Raw genomic sequence first — 18,296 nt, forward strand, 5'->3', positions numbered from 1 at the left:
GCCCCGGGGCCGCCCGGCCGCCCCGGGTGGCCCTGAACGGCTCACACGATCGCCCCGGAGGGGGTCGCCGTCCGCCCCGGCGGCCCCCGACCGGCTTCTCCCAGGCCGCCGTCCCCCCGGCGGCCCCGATCACACCTCAACAGCACCTGTCACAGCCGATCCCCGGCCCGCGCGGATCACGGGACGAAGTGCTTCAGCACCTCCGGGTTCGCCATCGCGCCGGTGTTGGCGGCCTGCTCGACCGGCGTGCCGAGCAGGATCTTGCGGACCGGCACCTCCAGCTTCTTGCCGCTCAGCGTGCGCGGGATGCCCGGCACCTCGATGATCTCGTTGGGCACGTGGCGCGGGGACAGCTCGCCGCGCAGCGCGGCCTTCAGCCCGGCGACCAGCTCGCCGGTCAGCTTCTCGCCCTCGGCCATCGTCACGTACAGCAGCAGCCGGCCCTCCTGCCCGAGCCGGCCGGTGTCGATGACCAGGCTGTCCTCGATGGCGGGGAACCGCTCGACGACCCGGTAGAACTCGCTGGTGCCCATGCGCACCCCGCCCCGGTTGAGCGTCGAGTCCGACCGGCCGTAGATCACGCACCCGCCGTCCGGCAGGATCTTGATCCAGTCGCCGTGCCGCCACACGCCGGGGTACTCGGCGAAATAGCTCTCCTGGTACCGCGAACCGTCCGGGTCGTTCCAGAACATGACCGGCATGGACGGCATCGGGCGGGTCACCACCAGCTCGCCGACCTCCCCGACCAGCGGCCTGCCCTCAGGGTCGTAGGACTCCACCAGCGCGCCCAGGCACCGGCAGGAGATCACCCCGGCCCGGACCGGCAGCAGCGGGACTCCGCCCACGAAGCCGGTGCACACGTCCGTGCCGCCGGAGAACGACCCGAGCTGGACGTCCGGCAGCACCTCATGCAGCCAGCCGAACCCCTCGGGGGGCAGCGGCGAGCCGGTCGAACCGACCCCGCGCAGCCGGTCCAGGCCGGTCGGGGCGAGCCCCGCCCGCATCGAGGCGACGATGTACGGCGCGCCGGTGCCGAAGTAGGTGACCCCCTCCTCGGCGGCCAGCTCCCACAGCACGCCGGTCTCCGGGTGGGTCGCCGCGCCGTCGTACAGCACCACCGTCGCGCCAACCAGCAGGCCGCCGATCAGGAAGTTCCACATCATCCAGCCGGTGGTGGTGTACCAGAGGAACACATCGCCCGCGCCGATGTCCTGGTGGAAGCTCAGCGCCTTCAGGTGCTCCAGCACGATGCCGCCGTGCCCGTGCACGATCGGCTTGGGCAGCCCGGTGGTCCCCGAGGAGTACACCACCCAGAGCGGGTGGTCGAACGGCACCCGCTCGAACTCCAGCGGCCCCGGCTCGGACCGCAGCGCCGCCCAGGAGGGCTCGCCGACGATCACGGTGGCCGCCAGGCTCGGCAGCCGGGCGGCGATGTCGGCGACGACCTGCGAGCGGTCGAAGTCGCGCCCGTTGTAGCGGTAGCCGTCCACCGCGATCAGCACCTTGGGGGTGATCTGTACGAAGCGGTCGACCACGCTGGAGGCCCCGAAGTCGGGCGAGCAGGACGACCAGATCGCTCCCAGGCTCGCCGTGGCCAGGAAGGCGATCAACGCCTCGGGGGTGTTGGGCAGATAGGCCGCCACCCGGTCACCACGGGTCACCCCGTGCCGCACGAGCCCGGCCCTGACCCGGGCGACCTCCTCGGCCAGTTCCCCGTACGTCAGCGTGCGCCGGCCGCCCGTCTCGTCGCGCGCGACGACCGCGACCCGCCCCGGATCGCCGCGCAGGGCGTTCTCCGCGTAGTTCAGCGTGGCCCCGGTGAACCATTTCGCGTCCGGCATCGTCCCACTGACGACGGGCCCGTCACCACGGTCGCCGACGACCGCGAAATAGTCCCATATCGCCGGCCAGAACTCCTCGGGGGAATCGACCGACCACCGCCACAGAGTGTCGTAGTCATGCTCGGAACGCCCCAGCCACGCGGCGAACCGGGTGATGTTTGCGTTCCGGACAACCTCCGGGGACGGCTCCCAGAGCAGCGCACCTTCCTCAACCATGGCCCCCATCCTGCCGCTGCCCCGGCGCGCAGACCATCCCGCCTACCCACACAGCCGCCCGGCCGCCATCCGGGAGCCGGCCACACCGGCCGGCGTGGCCGGGCCCCGCGGCGGGACGGGGTCAGCCCTCGATGCGATAGGGGCGCATCATTTCGTTGTCCTCGTGCTCCAGGATGTGGCAGTGCCAGACGTACAGGCCCGGCCGCTCGAACAGCGCCTTGATCCGGGTGACCTGGTTCGGATAGGCGATCACCGTGTCCTTGTAGCCCGTCTCACCGGGCGCCGGCCCGTGGGAGCCGCCGGAGAAGGGCCGGCGGTCGAGCACGTAGAACGGCACCTCGTGGACATGGATGGGGTGGGCGTCCATGGTGAAGTTGTGGATCTCCCACACCTCGGTGGCGCCGACCACGGGGTTCTCGGTGATCGGATCGCTCCACATCAGCGCCCTGCCCACCTCGCCGCCCTCCGGCGTCACCGCGTGCGGCATCCCGCCATGCGGCCCGCCTTCGCCCGGCCGCTCCGCACCGCCCTTCTCCACGAGCCCGAGCAGGGCCGCGGCCGGACCGCCACCCGGGATCGCCGTCGAGGTGCTTTCGAGCAGCGCGACCCGGCGTGTCAGGGACTCGGTGCCGAGCCGCGGCAGGTCGGGCAGCGTGAGCCGGTCGGGTGGGACCGAGGTGTCCCGCCCGGTCTTCGGCAGCACCATGAACTTCAGGACCTGGCCGGTCGTCGCCGGATCGGCGGGCCTGGCGTGCGGGTCGCCCCGGAACGGCCCGTCGGGCCCCTCGTTCACCAAGTACAGCGCCGTACCGGCCGGGATGCCGGTGAAGTCGACGATCACGTCCGCGCGTTCGGCCGGCGCGAGCAGGAGGTGACCGAGCCGCTGCGGCGCGGGCAGGAAGCCCGCGTCCGCGCCGATCTGCCAGAACGGCAGCGCCGCCGGCACCGGCCGCCGGGCCGTGGGACTGGTCACGATCTTCAGATCCAGGGTGCGGGCGTTGCACCCGTTGAGGAAGCGGAAGCGGAAGCGGCGCGGCCGTACGTCCAGATAGGGCCAGGTGCGGCCGTTCACCATCATCGCGGTGCCGAAGAACTCCGGCTGCCAGATGGGCGGCACGTCGCTGTGCGGGATGTACGGGCCGGGGAACCGGTCGAAGTCCCTACGGCTGAGGGGGTAGTGCAACGACCCGTCCGGCGCGAAGGACCGGTCCTGGACGACGATGGGGATCTCGTACGGCCCTCCCCCGTCCTCGCCGGCCCCCGGCCCGGGGAGCACGCCGGTCGGCAGGTCGCCGGGGCCGCCGCGCAGCAGGTAGAAGCCCGCCAGGCCCGCGTAGACGTTGAGCCGGGTCATGCCGAGCACGTGGTCGTGGTACCAGAGCGTGGCGGCCCGCTGGTCGTTGGGATAGCGGAACACCGCCGCTCCCGGGCCCCAGGGACGCCCGTCCCGGTCCTCGGCCAGTGCCGCGTAGTCGGCGTACTTGGTGCCGTACTTCGCGTACCCGGCCGGGAGGTTCCGTGCGTCGGGGAGGTACCACGCCTCGGGGTACCCGTCGCTGTCGGCCGGATTGCGGCCGCCGTGCAGGTGGGTCACGATCGGCACCGGCCCGTGGTACGGCCCGGGCGTCGTGGTGAAGTGCGGGCGCGAGTCCCGCCCGGCGGTGCCGCCGCCCGGGTTGGCCCAGTGGAGGGTCTGGTCCACCGGCAGCGGATGCGGCAGGAAGCCGCCGTCCCGGCCGACGAGTTCGTTCACCCAGCGGACCTCGACCGGGCGACCGGCCCGGGCCTCGACGGTCCAGCCCGGCGAGGAGAAGGTCTCCGGGTGCCGGGACGAGCCGTACCCGAACACCATGGTCGGCGGGTGGCCGGGCGGCAGGATCTGCTGCCGGAACCGCCGGACGCCGATCTCGTACCGGTCGGCGGGACCGCCCAGCGGCCCGAGGGCCGGCATCACCGGCGGCACCGGCAGCGGCGTGACGTACTTCGGGATCGCCGCCGGGTCCAGCAGTCCGGCGGCCACGGCGTCCCCGCTCCACGGCCTGGCGGCCGTGCGGGCGCGCACGCCGGCGAGCAGGACCGCCCCTCCCATACCGGAGAGGAATTGGCGCCGTGTGACCATCGCGACTCCCCACCCGCGGAGACCCGAAAGGCGCCTGCCAGGCGGCCGGTGGCCGCCGGCGTGACGCCGCACCTTCCATCACACGGCCGGCCGCAGGTGCGAGAAAAGGGCCGTAAGTCCTTGCGGCCCCCTTCCCCACTGGTCCTTTACGTCACTAATTGTCGGCTTTTGCCCAGGTCGAGGCTCTTCCCCGGCTCAGCGCCTGCGGACGATCGTCACCCCGTCGCGCACGGGGAGCATCACCGACTCCACCCGCTCGTCGGCGACGATCGCGTCGTTCAGCGCCCGCATCACCCGGTGGTGCTCCTCGTCGTGGGCGGGGTCCAGGACCCGGCCGCCGAGGAACACGTTGTCCAGCACGACGAGCCCGCCCGGACGCAGCCGCCGGACGATCTCCTCGTAGTAGACCGGGTAGCCGACCTTGTCGGCGTCGATGAAGGCGAAGTCGAGGACCGGCTCGTCGGGCAGCGCGCGCAACGTGTCCGCCGCCGGAGCGATCTTCAGGTCGATGCGGTCGGCGACGCCCGCCCGCTCCCAGTACGACCGGGCGACCGAGGTCCACTCCTCGCTCACGTCGCAGGCCAGCAGCCGGCCGCCCTCGGCCAGGCCGCGCGCGATGCAGATCGAGGAGTACCCGGTGAACACGCCGACCTCGACGGCCCGCCGCGCGCCGGTCATCCGCACCAGCATGGTGAGCAGCGCGCCCTCGTCGGGCGTGATCTGCATGGTCCAGGAGCCACCGGTCGTCTCGCGGGTCTGCACCGCCAGCTCCTGCAGCACCTCGTCGGGCGGGGTGCACTGCGTGAGCAGGTAGTCGTTGACGAGCGGGTCGACGATGCGCATCTGTTCGGCCGTCACCGGGGACGACCAGTCGACGTCCAGCTCCTCCTGGGTGGCGAAGCGCAGCAGGTGGCGGGTCACCACGTCCTGCACCTGCTTGAGCGACTCCTCGTCCGCCGCCGTGGCGAACATCTCGATCGCCCGCCCGGTGGGCGCGAGCACGCACCGTCCCCGGGACAGGGTGATCACTCCACGGCCGTCACCGGAGATCTCCGTGGTCGTCTTGTGCCCCATGTGGGAGATCAGTTGCTTGATGTACCGGCCGGGACGGTCGGTCGTGACGTGTGCCGTCGAGTAGGGCATGGAGTTCCTTCACGCTAGATGGGCGGGCCGGCCGGTGCGGCGCGGGTCACCCGGCCTTGCGGTTCACCGGACTGGTCAGCCGGGCCACCGCCGCGACGACCTCCGATGCGTTGGACAGGTCGGGCAGGACGATGTCGGCGCCGGCCTCGCGCAGCTCACCCGGGGTCGAGCGGCCCGAGGCGACCGCGATGATCGGGACCCCGGCGATGCGGGCCGTCTGGACGTCCCTGGTGGAGTCCCCGATCAGCACCGTGTTGGACCCGTCGCACCGGAAGCCGTACGCCTGCTTGACCCTGCCCTGCGCCACCTGCAGGAGGGTCGCCTTGGGGTACACCTCCTCACCGTAGCCGCCGGCCTCCAGGTCCACGTACTTGTCCAGGCCGAAGGCGTTCAGCTTGAGCGCGGCGTTGCTCTTGATCGTGCCGGTGAGCACGGACTGCACCACGCCGTCGAGCCGGGCCACGGCCTTGAGCGCCTCCTTGGCACCCGCCATGACCCGCCCGTCCTTGTTGAGGCGCTTGCGCCGGGCGGCGAAGGCGTGCGCGAGCGCGTCGATGAACCGCGGCAGATGCTCGTCCCCGGTCACAATGCCGTTGATGGCCAGCGTCTCGAAGATGATCTCGGAGTCGGGACGGCCCATAGCGGGGGCCAGCTTCACGAGCGGACGCCCGGTGACCTGCCGGAACGCCTCGGCGTAGGCGTCACGGGTGACGATCGCCACATCGACCAGGGTCAGGTCGATGTTCCAGAGCACGAGACGATTAATTGGGTGCCTCCGAACGCGCGCGAAACCAACGCGCTCAGAGTACGACGACCACGCCCGAGCAGCGGAACGTAATGCCCAACTCATCACCTCGCTAGCGAGATGTCCGCTTCTCCGAACCAGATCCCACCCCGGCCGGCGAACCCGCCCCTCAGCGGCAGCCTGACGGCCCGCGCGGACGCCCTCGCCCAAGAGGACGCCCTCCCTCGCGCCAGCGCGTCACCACCCGGCACGAACAAAGCGGTCACCGCGGCGGCCGCCCTCCGACACGGACCCCAAGCCCGCCGCTACATCGCCCGGCAGGGAACAGGCGATCTCCTCGGCGGCTGTCGCCCTCCTCCGCGGCGCCCAAGCCCTCGGTACGTCCCCCGGCATCGGCCGGGCTCGCCCCGGTGGCCGCCGGGCCCCGGCCCGGTTTCGCTCGGCCGTGCTCAGGTGGCGAAGGAGAAGGCGTCGGCGAGGTCGTCGACGACGGGGAAGCCCGAGGCGGCCAGATCGGCGCGGCTGGTCATCCCCCCGGTGTACAGCACCGCCATGGCGCCGACATGCTGGGCGGCGTGCGCGTCGTCGATGCTGTCACCGATCACCAGGACCTGCGAGGGCCGCACGTCCAGCGACTCGATGTGCGCCACCATGTGCTCGGCCTTGCTCCCGCCGGGCGCGCCGTTGCTCAGCCCGTCGATGCGGGCGAAGTAGCGGTCGATGCTCAGCTCCGCCGCCTTGCGGACCAGCCGGTCGTGCGCCCACATCGACAGCAGCGACTGGGTCCGCCCGGACTCCCCCCAGGTGCGCAGGCAGTCGAGCGCCCCCTCGGCGAGCGCGCAGGCGTGCATCAGCTCGTGGTAGTGATCGTGGAACGCCTGGTCCAGATCCTCCCACTCCCCTTCGCGCAGCGGCCGGCCGAGCATCCGCTCGTAGGCGACCCAGATGGGGCGGGTGTAGGCGGCACGGAAGCCCTCGTTGTCGAGCGCGGCCAGTCCGTACGGCTTGAAGATGGCGTTGGTCGCCCCCACGACGGCGTCGATGTCGTGGAACAGCGTGCCGTTCCAGTCCCAGATGATGTGCTTCATGGTGCCTCCAGCCTAGTAGCCGCCCTCGGCCGCCTCACCGGATTTTCAGAGCAGGTCGGGGATCTCCTGGGTGGCGTACCACAACAGCTCGTGGTCCTCGACCCCGTCCACCACGAATCGCGCGTCGTCGTCGCCGGCGTCGGCGGCGGACACGGCGGCCACGGCCGCCTCCACGTCCGGCACGGCCTGCAGGTCGTCGACGTGGACGGCCGCGATCTGCTTCATCCGCACCTCGACGGGCAAGCGCACCCGGGCGCGCTCCTCGATGTCCGGGCCGGCGACCACGACGTCGTCCGGGACCTCCGCGGCGATGACCACCCGCCGGGCGGGCACGGCCACCCCGTCGGCGCGGTCGGCCGCGAGCATCCGCAGGGACGCGCGCGCCGCGTCGGTCAGCGCGACGTACTCGAGCTCCTCGGTGTCACCCGAGACGTACCACTCGACCAGCGCGGGCGTCACCGCGTAGCCGGTCAGCGGGGCCGGGCCGACCTCGCCCGCATCCGCCACCCGGGCCAGCGTGGGAAGGGTGCTCGGCAGGTAGACGCGCATGCGTTCGTTCCTCAATCGCGATATCGGTGGGCATCGGGGCCGGCACGGCTCCGATCACCTACACGAGTGTGCCAGCCACGGCGCCCCGCACCGTACACCCGCACACCCCGACCTCCACCACGTCACCAGCACGCCCCCCGGCGATGACCCCCAGAACACCCACTCACCGGACAAGGCACCCCCTGCGCACCGGCCTGCGCCACGTCAACGGACACGCCGTCTCCCGCGGTAACGCCCAGAACATCCACTCACCGGACATGGGACCTCCTGCGCCGGACGGGCCACGAAACGGCGTCGCGGTGCACGCGGGGGTCGGCGCGGCCCGCCGCCCCCCTTCACGCGTCAGGTGAGGGTGGTCAGGCCGGGCGTGGCGGGTGGGACGGGCAGGCGGAGGGGGAGATCGCAGAGGGCTTCGAGAGCGGTGATGGTGGTGTCGGCGTCCAGGTGATGGAGTCCCACCAGGCCGAGACCGCGGGCGGCCACGATGTTGGCCTCGATGTCGTCGATGAAGACGCACTCGCCCGCCTCCAGCCCGACCAGGCCGAGGGCGTGGTGGAAGATGCGCGGCTCGGGCTTGCGCATGCCGACCTCGCCGGAGATGACGACCCCGTCGAAGTACTCCTCCCAGCCGTCCCGGCTGTAGTGGTCGCCCCAGGAGTTGGACAGCAGGCAGGTGGCCAGGCCGGCCGCGCGGGCGGCGCGCAGCATCTCGTACATCGGCGGCACCGGGCGGAACCCGGCGAACATCCGGGTGAGCAGGCCCTCGGCGACCGCCGGACCGCCGTGCAGGGTGACCAGCCGCGCCGCCAGATCACGTTCGAAGGCCACCACGTCGACCTCACCGCGCTCCAGCGCGTGGATCGGATTGACACCGGCGCCGTCGCCGTCCTCGTAGGCGTGCCGGATCAGCTCGCGCATCAGGTCGCGGTAGTGCTCGGCGTCGATGCCGTCCGCGACCAGCCACTCGGTGATGGCCTCGTGCAAGCTGGTGGTGAGCACGCCACCCCAGTCGATAAGAAGACCTTTGACCATGATCGCTCCCTATCTCCCGCCGGGCCTTACAGATTAAGCCGCCCCTGCCCTCTTCCTCACTCCCACCCCCACCCACCACGCCCGGCCTGCCCGCCATCACCTGACGGGTGAAGGGGGTGGGCGGTGGGCGCTCACCGAACCAGCCGCCGGTCGAGATCGCCCGGCCGGCTGAGCACCGTTGGCCGAACCACCGCCTCAAGGCGGGACCACCACGCCGCCGCATCCGCCATGGGGGATGCTGGGCCGCCGGTGGGCTTATCGCTTGAGGTCCACGGGGAGGGTGCCTTTGGGGGTGAGGGTGCCGGTGAGGGCCTTGGCCGCGGCGCGTAACGAGGTGGCGCCGTCGGAGTAGACGGCCAGCGCGGTGTCGTAGCCGCGCAGGCGCTCCAGCTCGTAGGGGGCGCCCATGGACACGATGACGACCTTCTTGCCGGTGCCGGCCATGGCGTCCACCAGCCGCGTCTGGGCGGGGCCGGCGTCCTTGGTGGTGACGACGACGGTGTCGGCCCCGGCGGCGGCCGAGCGAGCGCTCGCGATCTGCGCGGCCGTGGGGGTGTCCCCGGTGCCGGAGGCGGTGGCACCGTCCAGCATGTCGGCGAGGCGGCGGCCCGCCGGGCCGGTGACCAGCACTTTTCCCTTCACGGGCAGGCTCTTGGCACCCTTGACCGCCGTCACGGACCGGTCGGCGATGCCCTGTGCGATCTTGCGATGCTCGCTGGAGCGCACCACGCCGGCCGCCTCGCCGGCGTCCACCGGGTCGCCGTCCAGGATGCCCCGCTCGGCCTTGAGCGTGAGCAGCCGGGTGACCGACCGGTCGAGCCGGTCGCGGGAGATGCGCCCGGACTTCACCGCGTCGAGCACCGCGGTGTACGCCTTGCGGAAGTCGGGCGGCATGAGCAGCAGATCGACGCCCGCCAGGATGGCGCGCACGGCGACCTCCGCGTCGCCGTACTTCTCCCGGACCCCGCGCATGTCGAGCGCGTCGGTGGTGACCACCCCGTCGTACCCCAGCTCGTCGCGCAGCAGCCCGGTCAGGATGGGCTTGGACAGAGTGGCGGGATCGCCGGACGGGTCGAGCTTCGGCATCACCACATGGGCCGACATGATGACGTCGACCCCGCGCTTGATCGCCTGCCGGAACGGCGGCGCGTCGAGCCTGTCCCACTGGGAGCGGGTGTGCCGGATGACGGGCAGGCCGGTGTGGCTGTCGGTGGTGGTGTCGCCATGGCCGGGGAAGTGCTTGGCGGCACTGCCCACGCCGGCTTCGTGGAACCCCTCGACGGCCGCGCCCACCATCGCACCGACCCTTGAAGGGTCGGAGCCGTAGGACCGCGAGCCGATCACGGGATTGGCGGGGTTGACGTTGACGTCGGCCACCGGGGCGAAGTCGAGGTTGATGCCGAGGGCCCGCAGCTCCGCGCCGGTCACCTGGGCGGCGGCGCGGGCGTCGTCCGGCTCGCCGGTCGCACCGACCGCCATGGCGCCCGGCACATCGGTGACGATGGAGCCGAGCCGTGAGACGACGCCGTTCTCCTGGTCGGCCCCGATGAGCAGGGGGATCTCGGCGGCCTTCTGCAGGCCCCGGGTGAGGGCGGCCACCTGGCCGGCGTTCGCCACGTTGCCCGCCCAGGGGAAGAGGATGACGCCACCGGGATGGTATTTCGCGACGACCGCGGCGGGGCTCGCCACGCCGAACCTCGCCTGGTTCTCCCCGTGCGCGCCATCGGCGCGCGGACCGTACACCACCGGCATGAAGAGCTGGCCGACCTTCTCCGCAAGGCTCATCTTCGCGAGCCGCGCGGCGACCACGGCCGCGGCGGAGGCACCGGGCGACGAGGTCGCGGAGGACGCCGGCGTCGGGGTGGGGCTTGACGCGCCGGACGGGGTGGCCGGAGGGGGGACGCTCCTGGTCGGGGGCGCCTGGGTGGCCGGGGAGGCGGCACCGGCGCACCCCGCTGCCAGGATCGCGAGCAGCACGAGCACCACCGTGGGGGAAGGTCGAGCCATGCCCCAACCGTATCCACGTCCCCGACCTGACGATTCCGGCCTGTGGATAACTTCCCGCGAGCGGCACCCCGGGCGACCGCACATCCGCGAGGTTCGGTACACCCGTCCACCGGCGGACCGCCGGAGGGCTTAGAGGCCGAGGTCGGCGAGGGCGGGGAGGTGGGTGCGGGCGGCGGCTCTGGCGGCCTCCGGGCCGGTCTGGGCGCGTGCGGCGACTGCGGCGGCGCGGCACTGGGCGAGGGTGTGCCGGGCCAGGGCGGCGCGCACACCGGGGATCGCCGGGGCGGCCATCGACAGCGCGGTCACGCCGAGGCCGGCGAGCACGCAGGACAGCGCGGGGTCGCTGCAGGCCTCTCCGCAGACGGCGGTGGGAACGCCCGCCGAGGCCGTCATGGCGACCAGGTCCAGCAGGACGGGCTGCCAGGGGTCCTGGAAGGCGGTCAGCGCGCCCACCTCGCGGTCCGCGGCGAAGGTGTACTGGGCGAGGTCGTTGGTGCCGATGGAGAAGAAGTCGACGGCGGGCGCCAGGTCGGTGGCCCGCAGCGCCGCGGCCGGGACCTCGATCATGATGCCCGCCGAGCGCAGCCCCGCCGCCCGGCACGCGGCCACGAACCACGCGGCGTCCTCCGGTGTCGCGACCATCGGGGCCATGACCCGCACCTCGGCGGACCCCGCCTCGGCCGCGCGGGCGAGCGCGCGCAGTTGCCCGGTCAGCACATCGGTGAAGATGCGCAGGATGCGGACCCCGCGCTGCCCCAGGGCCGGGTTGGGCTCCTTCTCGGTGGGCGGGAGGAACCCCAGCGGCTTGTCACCGCCCGCGTCCAGCACGCGCACGGTCACCGGGCGGCCGGGGAAGGCGGAGACGACCTCGCGGTAGGCGGCCTCCTGCTCCTCCTCCGAAGGCGCCTGGTCCCGGTCGAGGAACAGGAACTCGGTGCGGTACAGCCCGACCCCCTCGGCCCCGTGCTCCAGCGCCGCGGCGAGGTCGCGCGGGCCGCCGATGTTGGCGAGCAGGGCCACCGGGCGGCCGTCGGCGGTCGCGCCGGGGCCGGTGACCTCGGCCAGGGCGGCGTCCCGGGTGCGCGCGGCCTTGATCGTCGCCCGCACCTCGTCCTCGGAGGGCATCAGGCCGACCAGGCCGGTGGTGCCGTCCACCAGGACCGGCACCCCGTTGGCGATGGAGGTCGCGCCCGCGCAGGCGACGACGGCGGGGACGCCGAGAGCGCGGGCGAGGATGGCGGTGTGGCTGGTGGGCCCGCCCTCCTCGGTGACGAAGGCGGCGACGATGTCCTTGGAGAGCAGCGCGGTGTCGGCGGGCGCGAGGTCACGGGCGACCAGCACGTACGGTTTGTCCCCGGCCGCGGGCAGGCCCGGCATCGGCACGCCGGTCAGCTCGGCGATGACCCGGTCGCGGACGTCCGCCAGGTCGGCCACGCGCTGACCGAGGTATCCGCCGACCTGGGTGAGGATGTCGTTGTACCTCATGAACGCCTCGTAGACCGCGCGTTCGGCGGCCGTGCCGGCGTCGATCAGGTCGCCGATCTCGGCGGCGAGTGCGGGGTCGCGCGCGATCAGCGCCTGCGCGGCGAGCACGTCCCGGGCGTCGCCGCCCACGGCCTCGCCGCGCGCCTGCAGTTCGGCGGCCACCCGTTCGACGGCGGCCTCCACCCGGGCGACCTCGGCCACCACGTCACCGTCGTGCCGCGCCCCGGCGGGCGGCTCGGGGACGGCCGCGCCCATGAGGTATGCAGGGCCGTAGCCGGCGCCCGGGCTGACCCCGGTCCCCGTCAGACTCTCCGTGGCCACCGGTGACCGTCCCTTCTCAGGGCACCGAGACGATGGCGGCCAGCTCGTCCAGCACCTGGTCGGCGCCGTCGCCGTCGGCATTGAGGACGATCACCTCGCCGGACCTGACGTCGAGCGCGAGGATGGACAGGATGCTCTTGGCACTGACGGGCGTGCCGCCCGGCTTGGCCACGGTGACGTCGACGGGCGCCTTGGCGGCGGTCTGCACGAACGTCGCCGCGGGGCGGGCGTGCAGACCTGCTGATGACTCGACAATGACCTTGCGTACGGCCACGATTCCTCCTTGAATCCGGGGCGGTACGGACCACCCGCTGAAAGTTCCCCGGCGAGCACGTTATTCCGATATGGAACCCTTTACAGGGAACATTCGGCTAACGCCCGGCAGATCGGATGTGGCTGGTTCGGCACCGTCATGTCACCATTCGGAGGGGCGTCGCCATCCCGCCCTAGTCATACCCTCCGCCCCACCGGAACAGCTCCTCCCCCGCCCGCACGGGACCCGCGGCGAGGAGCGTGGTCAGCGTACCTGGTCGGGCATCGAGCGCGACCACCGGGCATATGGGCGACTTTCCGGCGGAGGCCACCGCCACCGGATCCCAGGCGACGACCGGAGCCCCCGCGCGTACCCGCGCGCCCTCGCAGGCCAGCGGCCGGAACCCCTCCCCTTTGAGCAGCACCGTGTCGATGCCCAGGTGGACCAGCACGGCGCGGCCGTCCTCACCCGCGATCACGTAGGCGTGCGGGTGCAGCTTGAGGATCAGCCCGTCGATCGGGGCCAGCGCCTCCCCGGCCCGCCTGGCCGGGTCGATCGCCGTCCCCGGGCCCACCAGGCCGCCGGAGAACACCGGGTCGGGCACGCCGGCGAGTCCGACGACGTGCCCCGCCACCGGGGCGAGAACGGTCGTCATGGCATCCCCACCGGCCGCCCGGCTCACTCGATGAGGTCGTCGATGTCGGAGGCGAGCGTGTCGGCGTCGGGGCCCACCACGACCTGGACGACGTTGCCCGCCGCCATGACACCGTGGGCGCCGGCGGCCCGCAGCGCCACCTGGTCCACCTTGGAGGCGTCGCGCACCTCGGTGCGGAGACGGGTGATGCACGGCTCGATGTCGATGATGTTCTCCGCACCACCGAGCCCGGCGATGATCGCGTGGGCGTCTGCCGCCATGTCCGTCCTCCTCGTTGCGCCTGCGCGCAAAGCTAGCGGCGCTATTCGGTCTGCGTCACCTTGTTCAGACCGCGAGGAGAGTCGGGGTCGATGCCGCGCCGCCGGGCGAGCGACTCGGTCAGGATCTGCCCCGGGACGATGAGCCCCATCGGCGCCACCCACTCGGGCAGGTCGGGGCCGTTGAGCGCCGCCGTGGCCGCCGTGGCCAGCTCGGCGCCGCCCCCGATGCCGTACGCCGAGGCGCCGGCGCCGGTGACCCGCCGGGCCAGCGCGATGGTGCCGGGGAGCGTGGGCCCCTCGCCGGCCGCCACCAGCAGCGCCGGCGTCCGCTCGTCCACGACCGCGATGGGGCCGTGCAGCAGGTCGGCGTACGACAGGCCCATGGCGTGCAGGTAGCAGGCCTCCTTGAGCTTGAGCGCGGTCTCCAGGGCGGTGGAGAAGGCCATGCCGCGCCCGGACACCACGACGCCGGACACCTCGGCCAGCCCTTCGACCACGGCCTCGACGTCGCCCGGCTCGGCGATCAGCCGCTCGACGGCGTCCGGGACCCGGTCGAGGTCGGCGGCGTCCACCTCGGCGCCGAGGCCGAGCGCGAGCACGGCGAGGGCCGCGAGCTGGGTGGTGTAGGTCTTGGTGGCCGGGACGGCCTTCTCCTCACCGGCCTGGGTGCACAGCGCGAGGTGGGCGGCCTGGGCGAGCGGCGAGTGCTCGCCGCCGTTGGTGATCGCGACGGTCGCGGCGCCGCAGTCCTTGGCCCAGGTGAGGGTCTCGACGATCTCCTCGGTCTTGCCCGACTGGGAGAGCGCGACGGCAAGCACGCCGGTCAGGTCCAGCTTGCGCTTGTAGGTGGTGGCGATCGACGGGGCGGCGAGCGAGGACATCCGGCCCGCGCGGGCCTCGATGAGGTAGCGCCCGTAGACGGCGGCGTTGTCGGAGGTGCCCCTGGCGATGAAGACGAGCTGCCTGGCCTGCCCGGCCAGGGCCTTCACCTCGTCGATCCTCGGCAGCAGGGCGTCGAGAGTGGCCCGCAGCGCGGCCGGCTGCTCGGCGATCTCGCGGCGCATCATCGTGGTCATCGGTGCCCGTCCTTCGGCTCTGGAGGGCGAGATCGGGCCGTTATCGATCCGTCGCCGGTCCGTACGTTGACACTCATTTCTGGCATGTGGTCTAGTCCGGACTAGACCAGCACAAACATTAACTCAAACCTGCTGAGAGATCGAGAGGAGGAGAGCAGTGGCCACGATCGACCCCGACAGCCCCGTGCCGAAGTACTTCCAGCTTCGCGAGATCCTCCTCGACCTCATCGAGAGCAACGAACTCTCCATCGGAGCGGCGATCCCCTCCGAACGGGAGCTCTGCCAGCGTTTCGGCCTGTCACGCATGACTGTACGCCAGGCGGTGGACGCGCTGGTCAGCGAGGGGCGGCTGCACCGGGTGGCCGGCAAGGGCACCTTCGTGGCCCGCCCCAAGATCGAGATGGCGCTGCGGCTCACCTCCTTCAGCGACGACATGCGCGCCCGGGGCATGGAGCCCGGCTCACGCGACCTGGACCGCCGTGTGGTCCGGGCCAGCGCCCACCTGGCGCGGGAGCTCGGCATCCAGCCCGGGGAGGCCGTCCACTTCATCGAACGGCTCCGCACGGCGGACGGAGAGCCGCTGTGCATCGAACGGGCGCACATCCCGGTGTCCTTCGCGCCCGACCTGGAGTCCTTCGACCTGTCCGGCCGATCGCTCTACGCACTGCTGGAGTCGCGGCACGGGGTCGTGCTGGACGCGGGAGAGCTGACCATCGACGGCGGCATCGCCGACCCCGGAGACGCCGACCTGCTCAAGATGCCGCGCGGCGGCGCCGTGCTGCTGCTCCAGCGCCGGTCGTTCTCCGGTGGCGTCTGCGTCGAGTTCGGGGTCTCGACCTACCGTGCCGACCGGTACCAGCTCCGTACGGTGCTGGAGATACCGGCGCGGCGAGGCTGAGCCTCCCCTCTCTTTCCTGGAGGAAAGCCGATGTGCCCCCCTTCGGCCGACGCCACCCCGCCCGCCCCCCACGGCCCGCAGGAGGCACGGGCTTCCGCCGCTCCCCGCGACCCCGCACCTACATCCAGCGCCCCCGCCGCTCCCGGCAACCCCGCCGCTCCCGGCGATTCCGTACCCGGGTCCAGCGACCTCGACGACCCCGCGACCGGATCCGGCGACCCCGCCGGGCCGGGCGGCCGGACGGGCACCTCCGGCGAGCTCACCGCCGGTGCCGGCCATCCACCGGCCGGCGGTGCCGCTTCGCCGGGAGCGGCCACCGGCGGGGCCTCCCCCCAGGCACCCGGCGTCTCCTCCGGCCAGGCCGGCCCGGCCGCCGCACGCGGGGCGGCGATCATGGGCGTCCTGTCGCGCATCGGGCGCTCGCTGATGCTGCCCATCGCCGCTCTCCCCGCCGCGGGCCTGCTGCTGCGCCTGGGCCAGGACGACCTGCTGGGACGCACCGGCAACGCCGCGCTCGACAAGATCGCTGAAGTGGTGGGCGGCGCGGGCGGCGTCCTGTTCGACAACCTCCCGCTGCTCTTCGCCATCGGCGTGGCCGTCGGGTTCGCCCGCCGCTCGGACGGCTCCACGGCGCTCGCCGCGCTCGTCGGCTACCTCGTCTTCGACCGGGTGTCCCGGCTGCTGTTCTTCGACGCCGCCGGCTTCGCGGTCCACGACCGCGTCGCCCAGACGGTCGTCCGGCCGGACGGGCGCACCGCCGAGGTGATCGACCTGGCGGCCGGCAACCCCACCGGCGTGCTCGGCGGCATCGTCATCGGCCTCACCGCCGCCCTGCTCTACCAGCGCTACCACCGGGTCAAGCTGCCGACCTGGCTGGCGTTCTTCGGCGGCCGCAGGTTCGTGCCCATCGTCACGGCCTTCGCGGCGCTGGTGCTGGGCGTGGTGTTCGGCCTGGCCTGGCAGCCGGTCGGCGAGTGGATCACCCGGTTCGGCGCGTGGCTCGCCGACCACTCCACCGCCGGGGCCGGCATCTACGGCGTGGCGAACCGGCTGCTCATCCCGTTCGGGCTGCACCACTTCCTGAACTCGATCATGTGGTTCCAGGTGCCCGACTGCACGGTGGCGGGCAGGCGGTTCGCCGGAGACCTGACCTGCTACCTGCAGGGGCATCCGGGGTCGGGCGAGTTCATGGCCGGGTTCTTCCCGGTCATCATGTTCGGCCTGCCCGCCGCCGCCGTGGCGATCTGGCGCGCCGCGCCCCCGCAGCGCAGGCGGGCCGTCGGCGGCATCATGATCTCGGCGGCCCTGGTGGCGTTCGTCACCGGCATCACCGAGCCGATCGAGTTCGCGTTCATCTTCGTCGCGCCGCTGCTCTTCATGATCCACGCGCTGCTCACCGGGCTGTCGATGGCGCTGGTGGCGGCGCTGGACGGCCATCTGGGCTTCACCTTCTCGGCCGGCGCCATCGACGCCGCGCTCAACGCCACCAAGTCCAACACCGACGGGTTCTGGCAGATCATGGCCCTCGGCCTGGTCTACGCCGTGGTCTACTACACGGTGTTCGCCTTCCTGATCAGGCGGCTGAACATCATGACGCCGGGCAGGGAGCCCGAGCCCGATCTCGACGCCGGAGAGACAGGAGGGCCGCCAGGCGCGCGCCCCGCGACCGAACCGGTTTCGGACGGCGGGCGCACGACCGGCGACCGAGCCGAATAGCGCCCCGGCGGGACACGGGCGAGGCGACCGGTCCGGTCATTTCCCGCCAATCCCGGCGAAGCGCGAGGCGAGATCAGCAAGTTGGCCGCCCAACCCGCCGCCGCGGTATCAGGCGGCCCGGCCGAAAACTCCTTACTGCGTCAATCTCCGACGAGGCATGGAGTCCCGATGTCCCCCTCATCCTCCCTGTCCGGGAAGCCGTCCACGGCCAAGCCGTCCCGCCCCGCCCGGCCGTCCCGGCCCTCCGCCCCCACCCGCCGGCCGCTCCCCACCGGGCCGTCCCGCCCGGCGGCCCCGCTGCCCCGGCTGCGCCCGGTGCCACAGACCGACCCGCCGTACGACGACGAGCGCGGCCCCGGGTTCGTGCCGCCGCCGGCTCAGGGCACGCTGGCGCTGACCTTCGACGAGGTGACCGTCAGGCCGGCCGGAGCCCCGGCACCGGACCAGCCGGCGGCGGACGTCGCGCCGGCCCGGCCGCGGGACACCTCGCCACCGGCGCGGCAGGGGGACCACGGCCCGGCGGCGCTGCCGGTGCGGCGCCGGGCCGCCGGACCGCCGCCGGACGAGCGGGCGCTGCGCGTCCTCGGCCAGGCGCTCGCCGAGATCCTCGCCGGACGGCGCCCGCCCGGCACCGTCGCCGACCGGCTGACCGACGCGGCCTACACCGACCTGGTGCGGGCCGGGAAGATGATCCACACCACGCGGCCGCCGCGCGTCGCGCTGCCGCACGTGAACCGGCCGCACGACGGCGCGGTCGAGGTGTGCGTGCTGGTCCACTGTGGTGAGCGCAGCCACGTGCTCGCGCTCCGCATGGAACGGCGCGGCGTGCAGTGGCTGGTCACCGACTTCGAGACCGCCTGATCACCCGAGCCCGCCGATCGCGCGGGAGGGC

General features: G+C 72.8%; 16 protein-coding genes. 3 read left to right on the forward strand and 13 right to left on the reverse strand.

Annotated features, from left to right (window positions below; all coding sequences use genetic code 11):
- Positions 1-176: 176 nt before the first annotated feature.
- The 13 genes from IEY93_RS02220 to IEY93_RS02280 form a co-directional block, all read right to left on the reverse strand.
- A complete protein-coding gene (locus IEY93_RS02220; RefSeq protein ID WP_189161237.1) occupies positions 177-2,057 on the reverse strand; it encodes an acetoacetate--CoA ligase in 1,881 nt (626 codons plus the stop codon).
- Positions 2,058-2,178: 121 nt separating this feature from the next.
- The gene (locus IEY93_RS02225) at positions 2,179-4,146 is read right to left on the reverse strand and encodes a multicopper oxidase family protein (protein WP_229690785.1); all 1,968 of its coding nucleotides are present in this window, start codon (positions 4,144-4,146) and stop codon (positions 2,179-2,181) included.
- Positions 4,147-4,371: 225 nt separating this feature from the next.
- Positions 4,372-5,319, reverse strand: coding sequence for a DUF2218 domain-containing protein (locus tag IEY93_RS02230; RefSeq protein ID WP_189161239.1), 948 nt, complete (start codon positions 5,317-5,319; stop codon positions 4,372-4,374).
- A gap of 46 nt (positions 5,320-5,365) precedes the next feature.
- Positions 5,366-6,073 (reverse strand): HAD family hydrolase, encoded by a 708-nt coding sequence (locus IEY93_RS02235; RefSeq protein ID WP_229690786.1) that lies wholly within the window; start codon positions 6,071-6,073, stop codon positions 5,366-5,368.
- Positions 6,074-6,513: 440 nt separating this feature from the next.
- Positions 6,514-7,152: an HAD family hydrolase gene (locus IEY93_RS02240; protein ID WP_189161241.1), complete on the reverse strand. Its 639-nt coding sequence runs from the start codon at positions 7,150-7,152 to the stop codon at positions 6,514-6,516.
- Positions 7,153-7,197: 45 nt separating this feature from the next.
- Positions 7,198-7,701, reverse strand: a complete 504-nt coding sequence (locus IEY93_RS02245; RefSeq protein WP_189161242.1) for a DUF6912 family protein — start codon at positions 7,699-7,701, stop codon at positions 7,198-7,200.
- A 342-nt stretch (positions 7,702-8,043) separates the two neighbouring features.
- Positions 8,044-8,733 carry an HAD family hydrolase gene (locus IEY93_RS02250; RefSeq protein WP_189161243.1) on the reverse strand — a complete coding sequence of 230 codons (690 nt, stop codon included), beginning with the start codon at positions 8,731-8,733 and terminating at the stop codon, positions 8,044-8,046.
- Between the two features lie 255 nt (positions 8,734-8,988).
- A complete protein-coding gene (locus IEY93_RS02255) occupies positions 8,989-10,740 on the reverse strand; it encodes a glycoside hydrolase family 3 protein (RefSeq protein ID WP_189161244.1) in 1,752 nt (583 codons plus the stop codon).
- A gap of 129 nt (positions 10,741-10,869) precedes the next feature.
- Positions 10,870-12,627, reverse strand: a complete 1,758-nt coding sequence (gene ptsP, locus IEY93_RS02260; RefSeq protein WP_189161245.1) for a phosphoenolpyruvate--protein phosphotransferase — start codon at positions 12,625-12,627, stop codon at positions 10,870-10,872.
- Positions 12,563-12,820 carry an HPr family phosphocarrier protein gene (locus IEY93_RS02265; protein ID WP_189161246.1) on the reverse strand — a complete coding sequence of 86 codons (258 nt, stop codon included), beginning with the start codon at positions 12,818-12,820 and terminating at the stop codon, positions 12,563-12,565. The genes ptsP and IEY93_RS02265 overlap by 65 nt, the downstream gene beginning before the upstream one ends.
- A 172-nt stretch (positions 12,821-12,992) precedes the next feature.
- Positions 12,993-13,454 carry a PTS sugar transporter subunit IIA gene (locus IEY93_RS02270; RefSeq protein WP_189161247.1) on the reverse strand — a complete coding sequence of 154 codons (462 nt, stop codon included), beginning with the start codon at positions 13,452-13,454 and terminating at the stop codon, positions 12,993-12,995.
- 23 nt (positions 13,455-13,477) lie between these two features.
- Positions 13,478-13,714 carry a PTS sugar transporter subunit IIB gene (locus IEY93_RS02275; protein WP_189161248.1) on the reverse strand — a complete coding sequence of 79 codons (237 nt, stop codon included), beginning with the start codon at positions 13,712-13,714 and terminating at the stop codon, positions 13,478-13,480.
- A 41-nt stretch (positions 13,715-13,755) separates the two neighbouring features.
- Positions 13,756-14,790, reverse strand: coding sequence for an SIS domain-containing protein (locus IEY93_RS02280; protein ID WP_189161249.1), 1,035 nt, complete (start codon positions 14,788-14,790; stop codon positions 13,756-13,758).
- A gap of 157 nt (positions 14,791-14,947) precedes the next feature.
- On the opposite strand from IEY93_RS02280, the gene IEY93_RS02285 reads away from it, so the two are divergent.
- From IEY93_RS02285 to IEY93_RS02295, 3 genes are all read left to right on the forward strand, one after another.
- Positions 14,948-15,688, forward strand: coding sequence for a GntR family transcriptional regulator (locus IEY93_RS02285; RefSeq protein ID WP_189161250.1), 741 nt, complete (start codon positions 14,948-14,950; stop codon positions 15,686-15,688).
- 393 nt (positions 15,689-16,081) lie between these two features.
- Positions 16,082-17,404 carry a PTS transporter subunit EIIC gene (locus tag IEY93_RS02290; RefSeq protein WP_189161379.1) on the forward strand — a complete coding sequence of 441 codons (1,323 nt, stop codon included), beginning with the start codon at positions 16,082-16,084 and terminating at the stop codon, positions 17,402-17,404.
- Between the two features lie 168 nt (positions 17,405-17,572).
- The gene (locus tag IEY93_RS02295) at positions 17,573-18,265 is read left to right on the forward strand and encodes an Rv3235 family protein (RefSeq protein WP_229690787.1); all 693 of its coding nucleotides are present in this window, start codon (positions 17,573-17,575) and stop codon (positions 18,263-18,265) included.
- Positions 18,266-18,296: the final 31 nt, after the last annotated feature.

This window comes from Sphaerisporangium melleum (genome assembly GCF_014646695.1).
Classification (GTDB): domain Bacteria; phylum Actinomycetota; class Actinomycetes; order Streptosporangiales; family Streptosporangiaceae; genus Sphaerisporangium; species Sphaerisporangium melleum.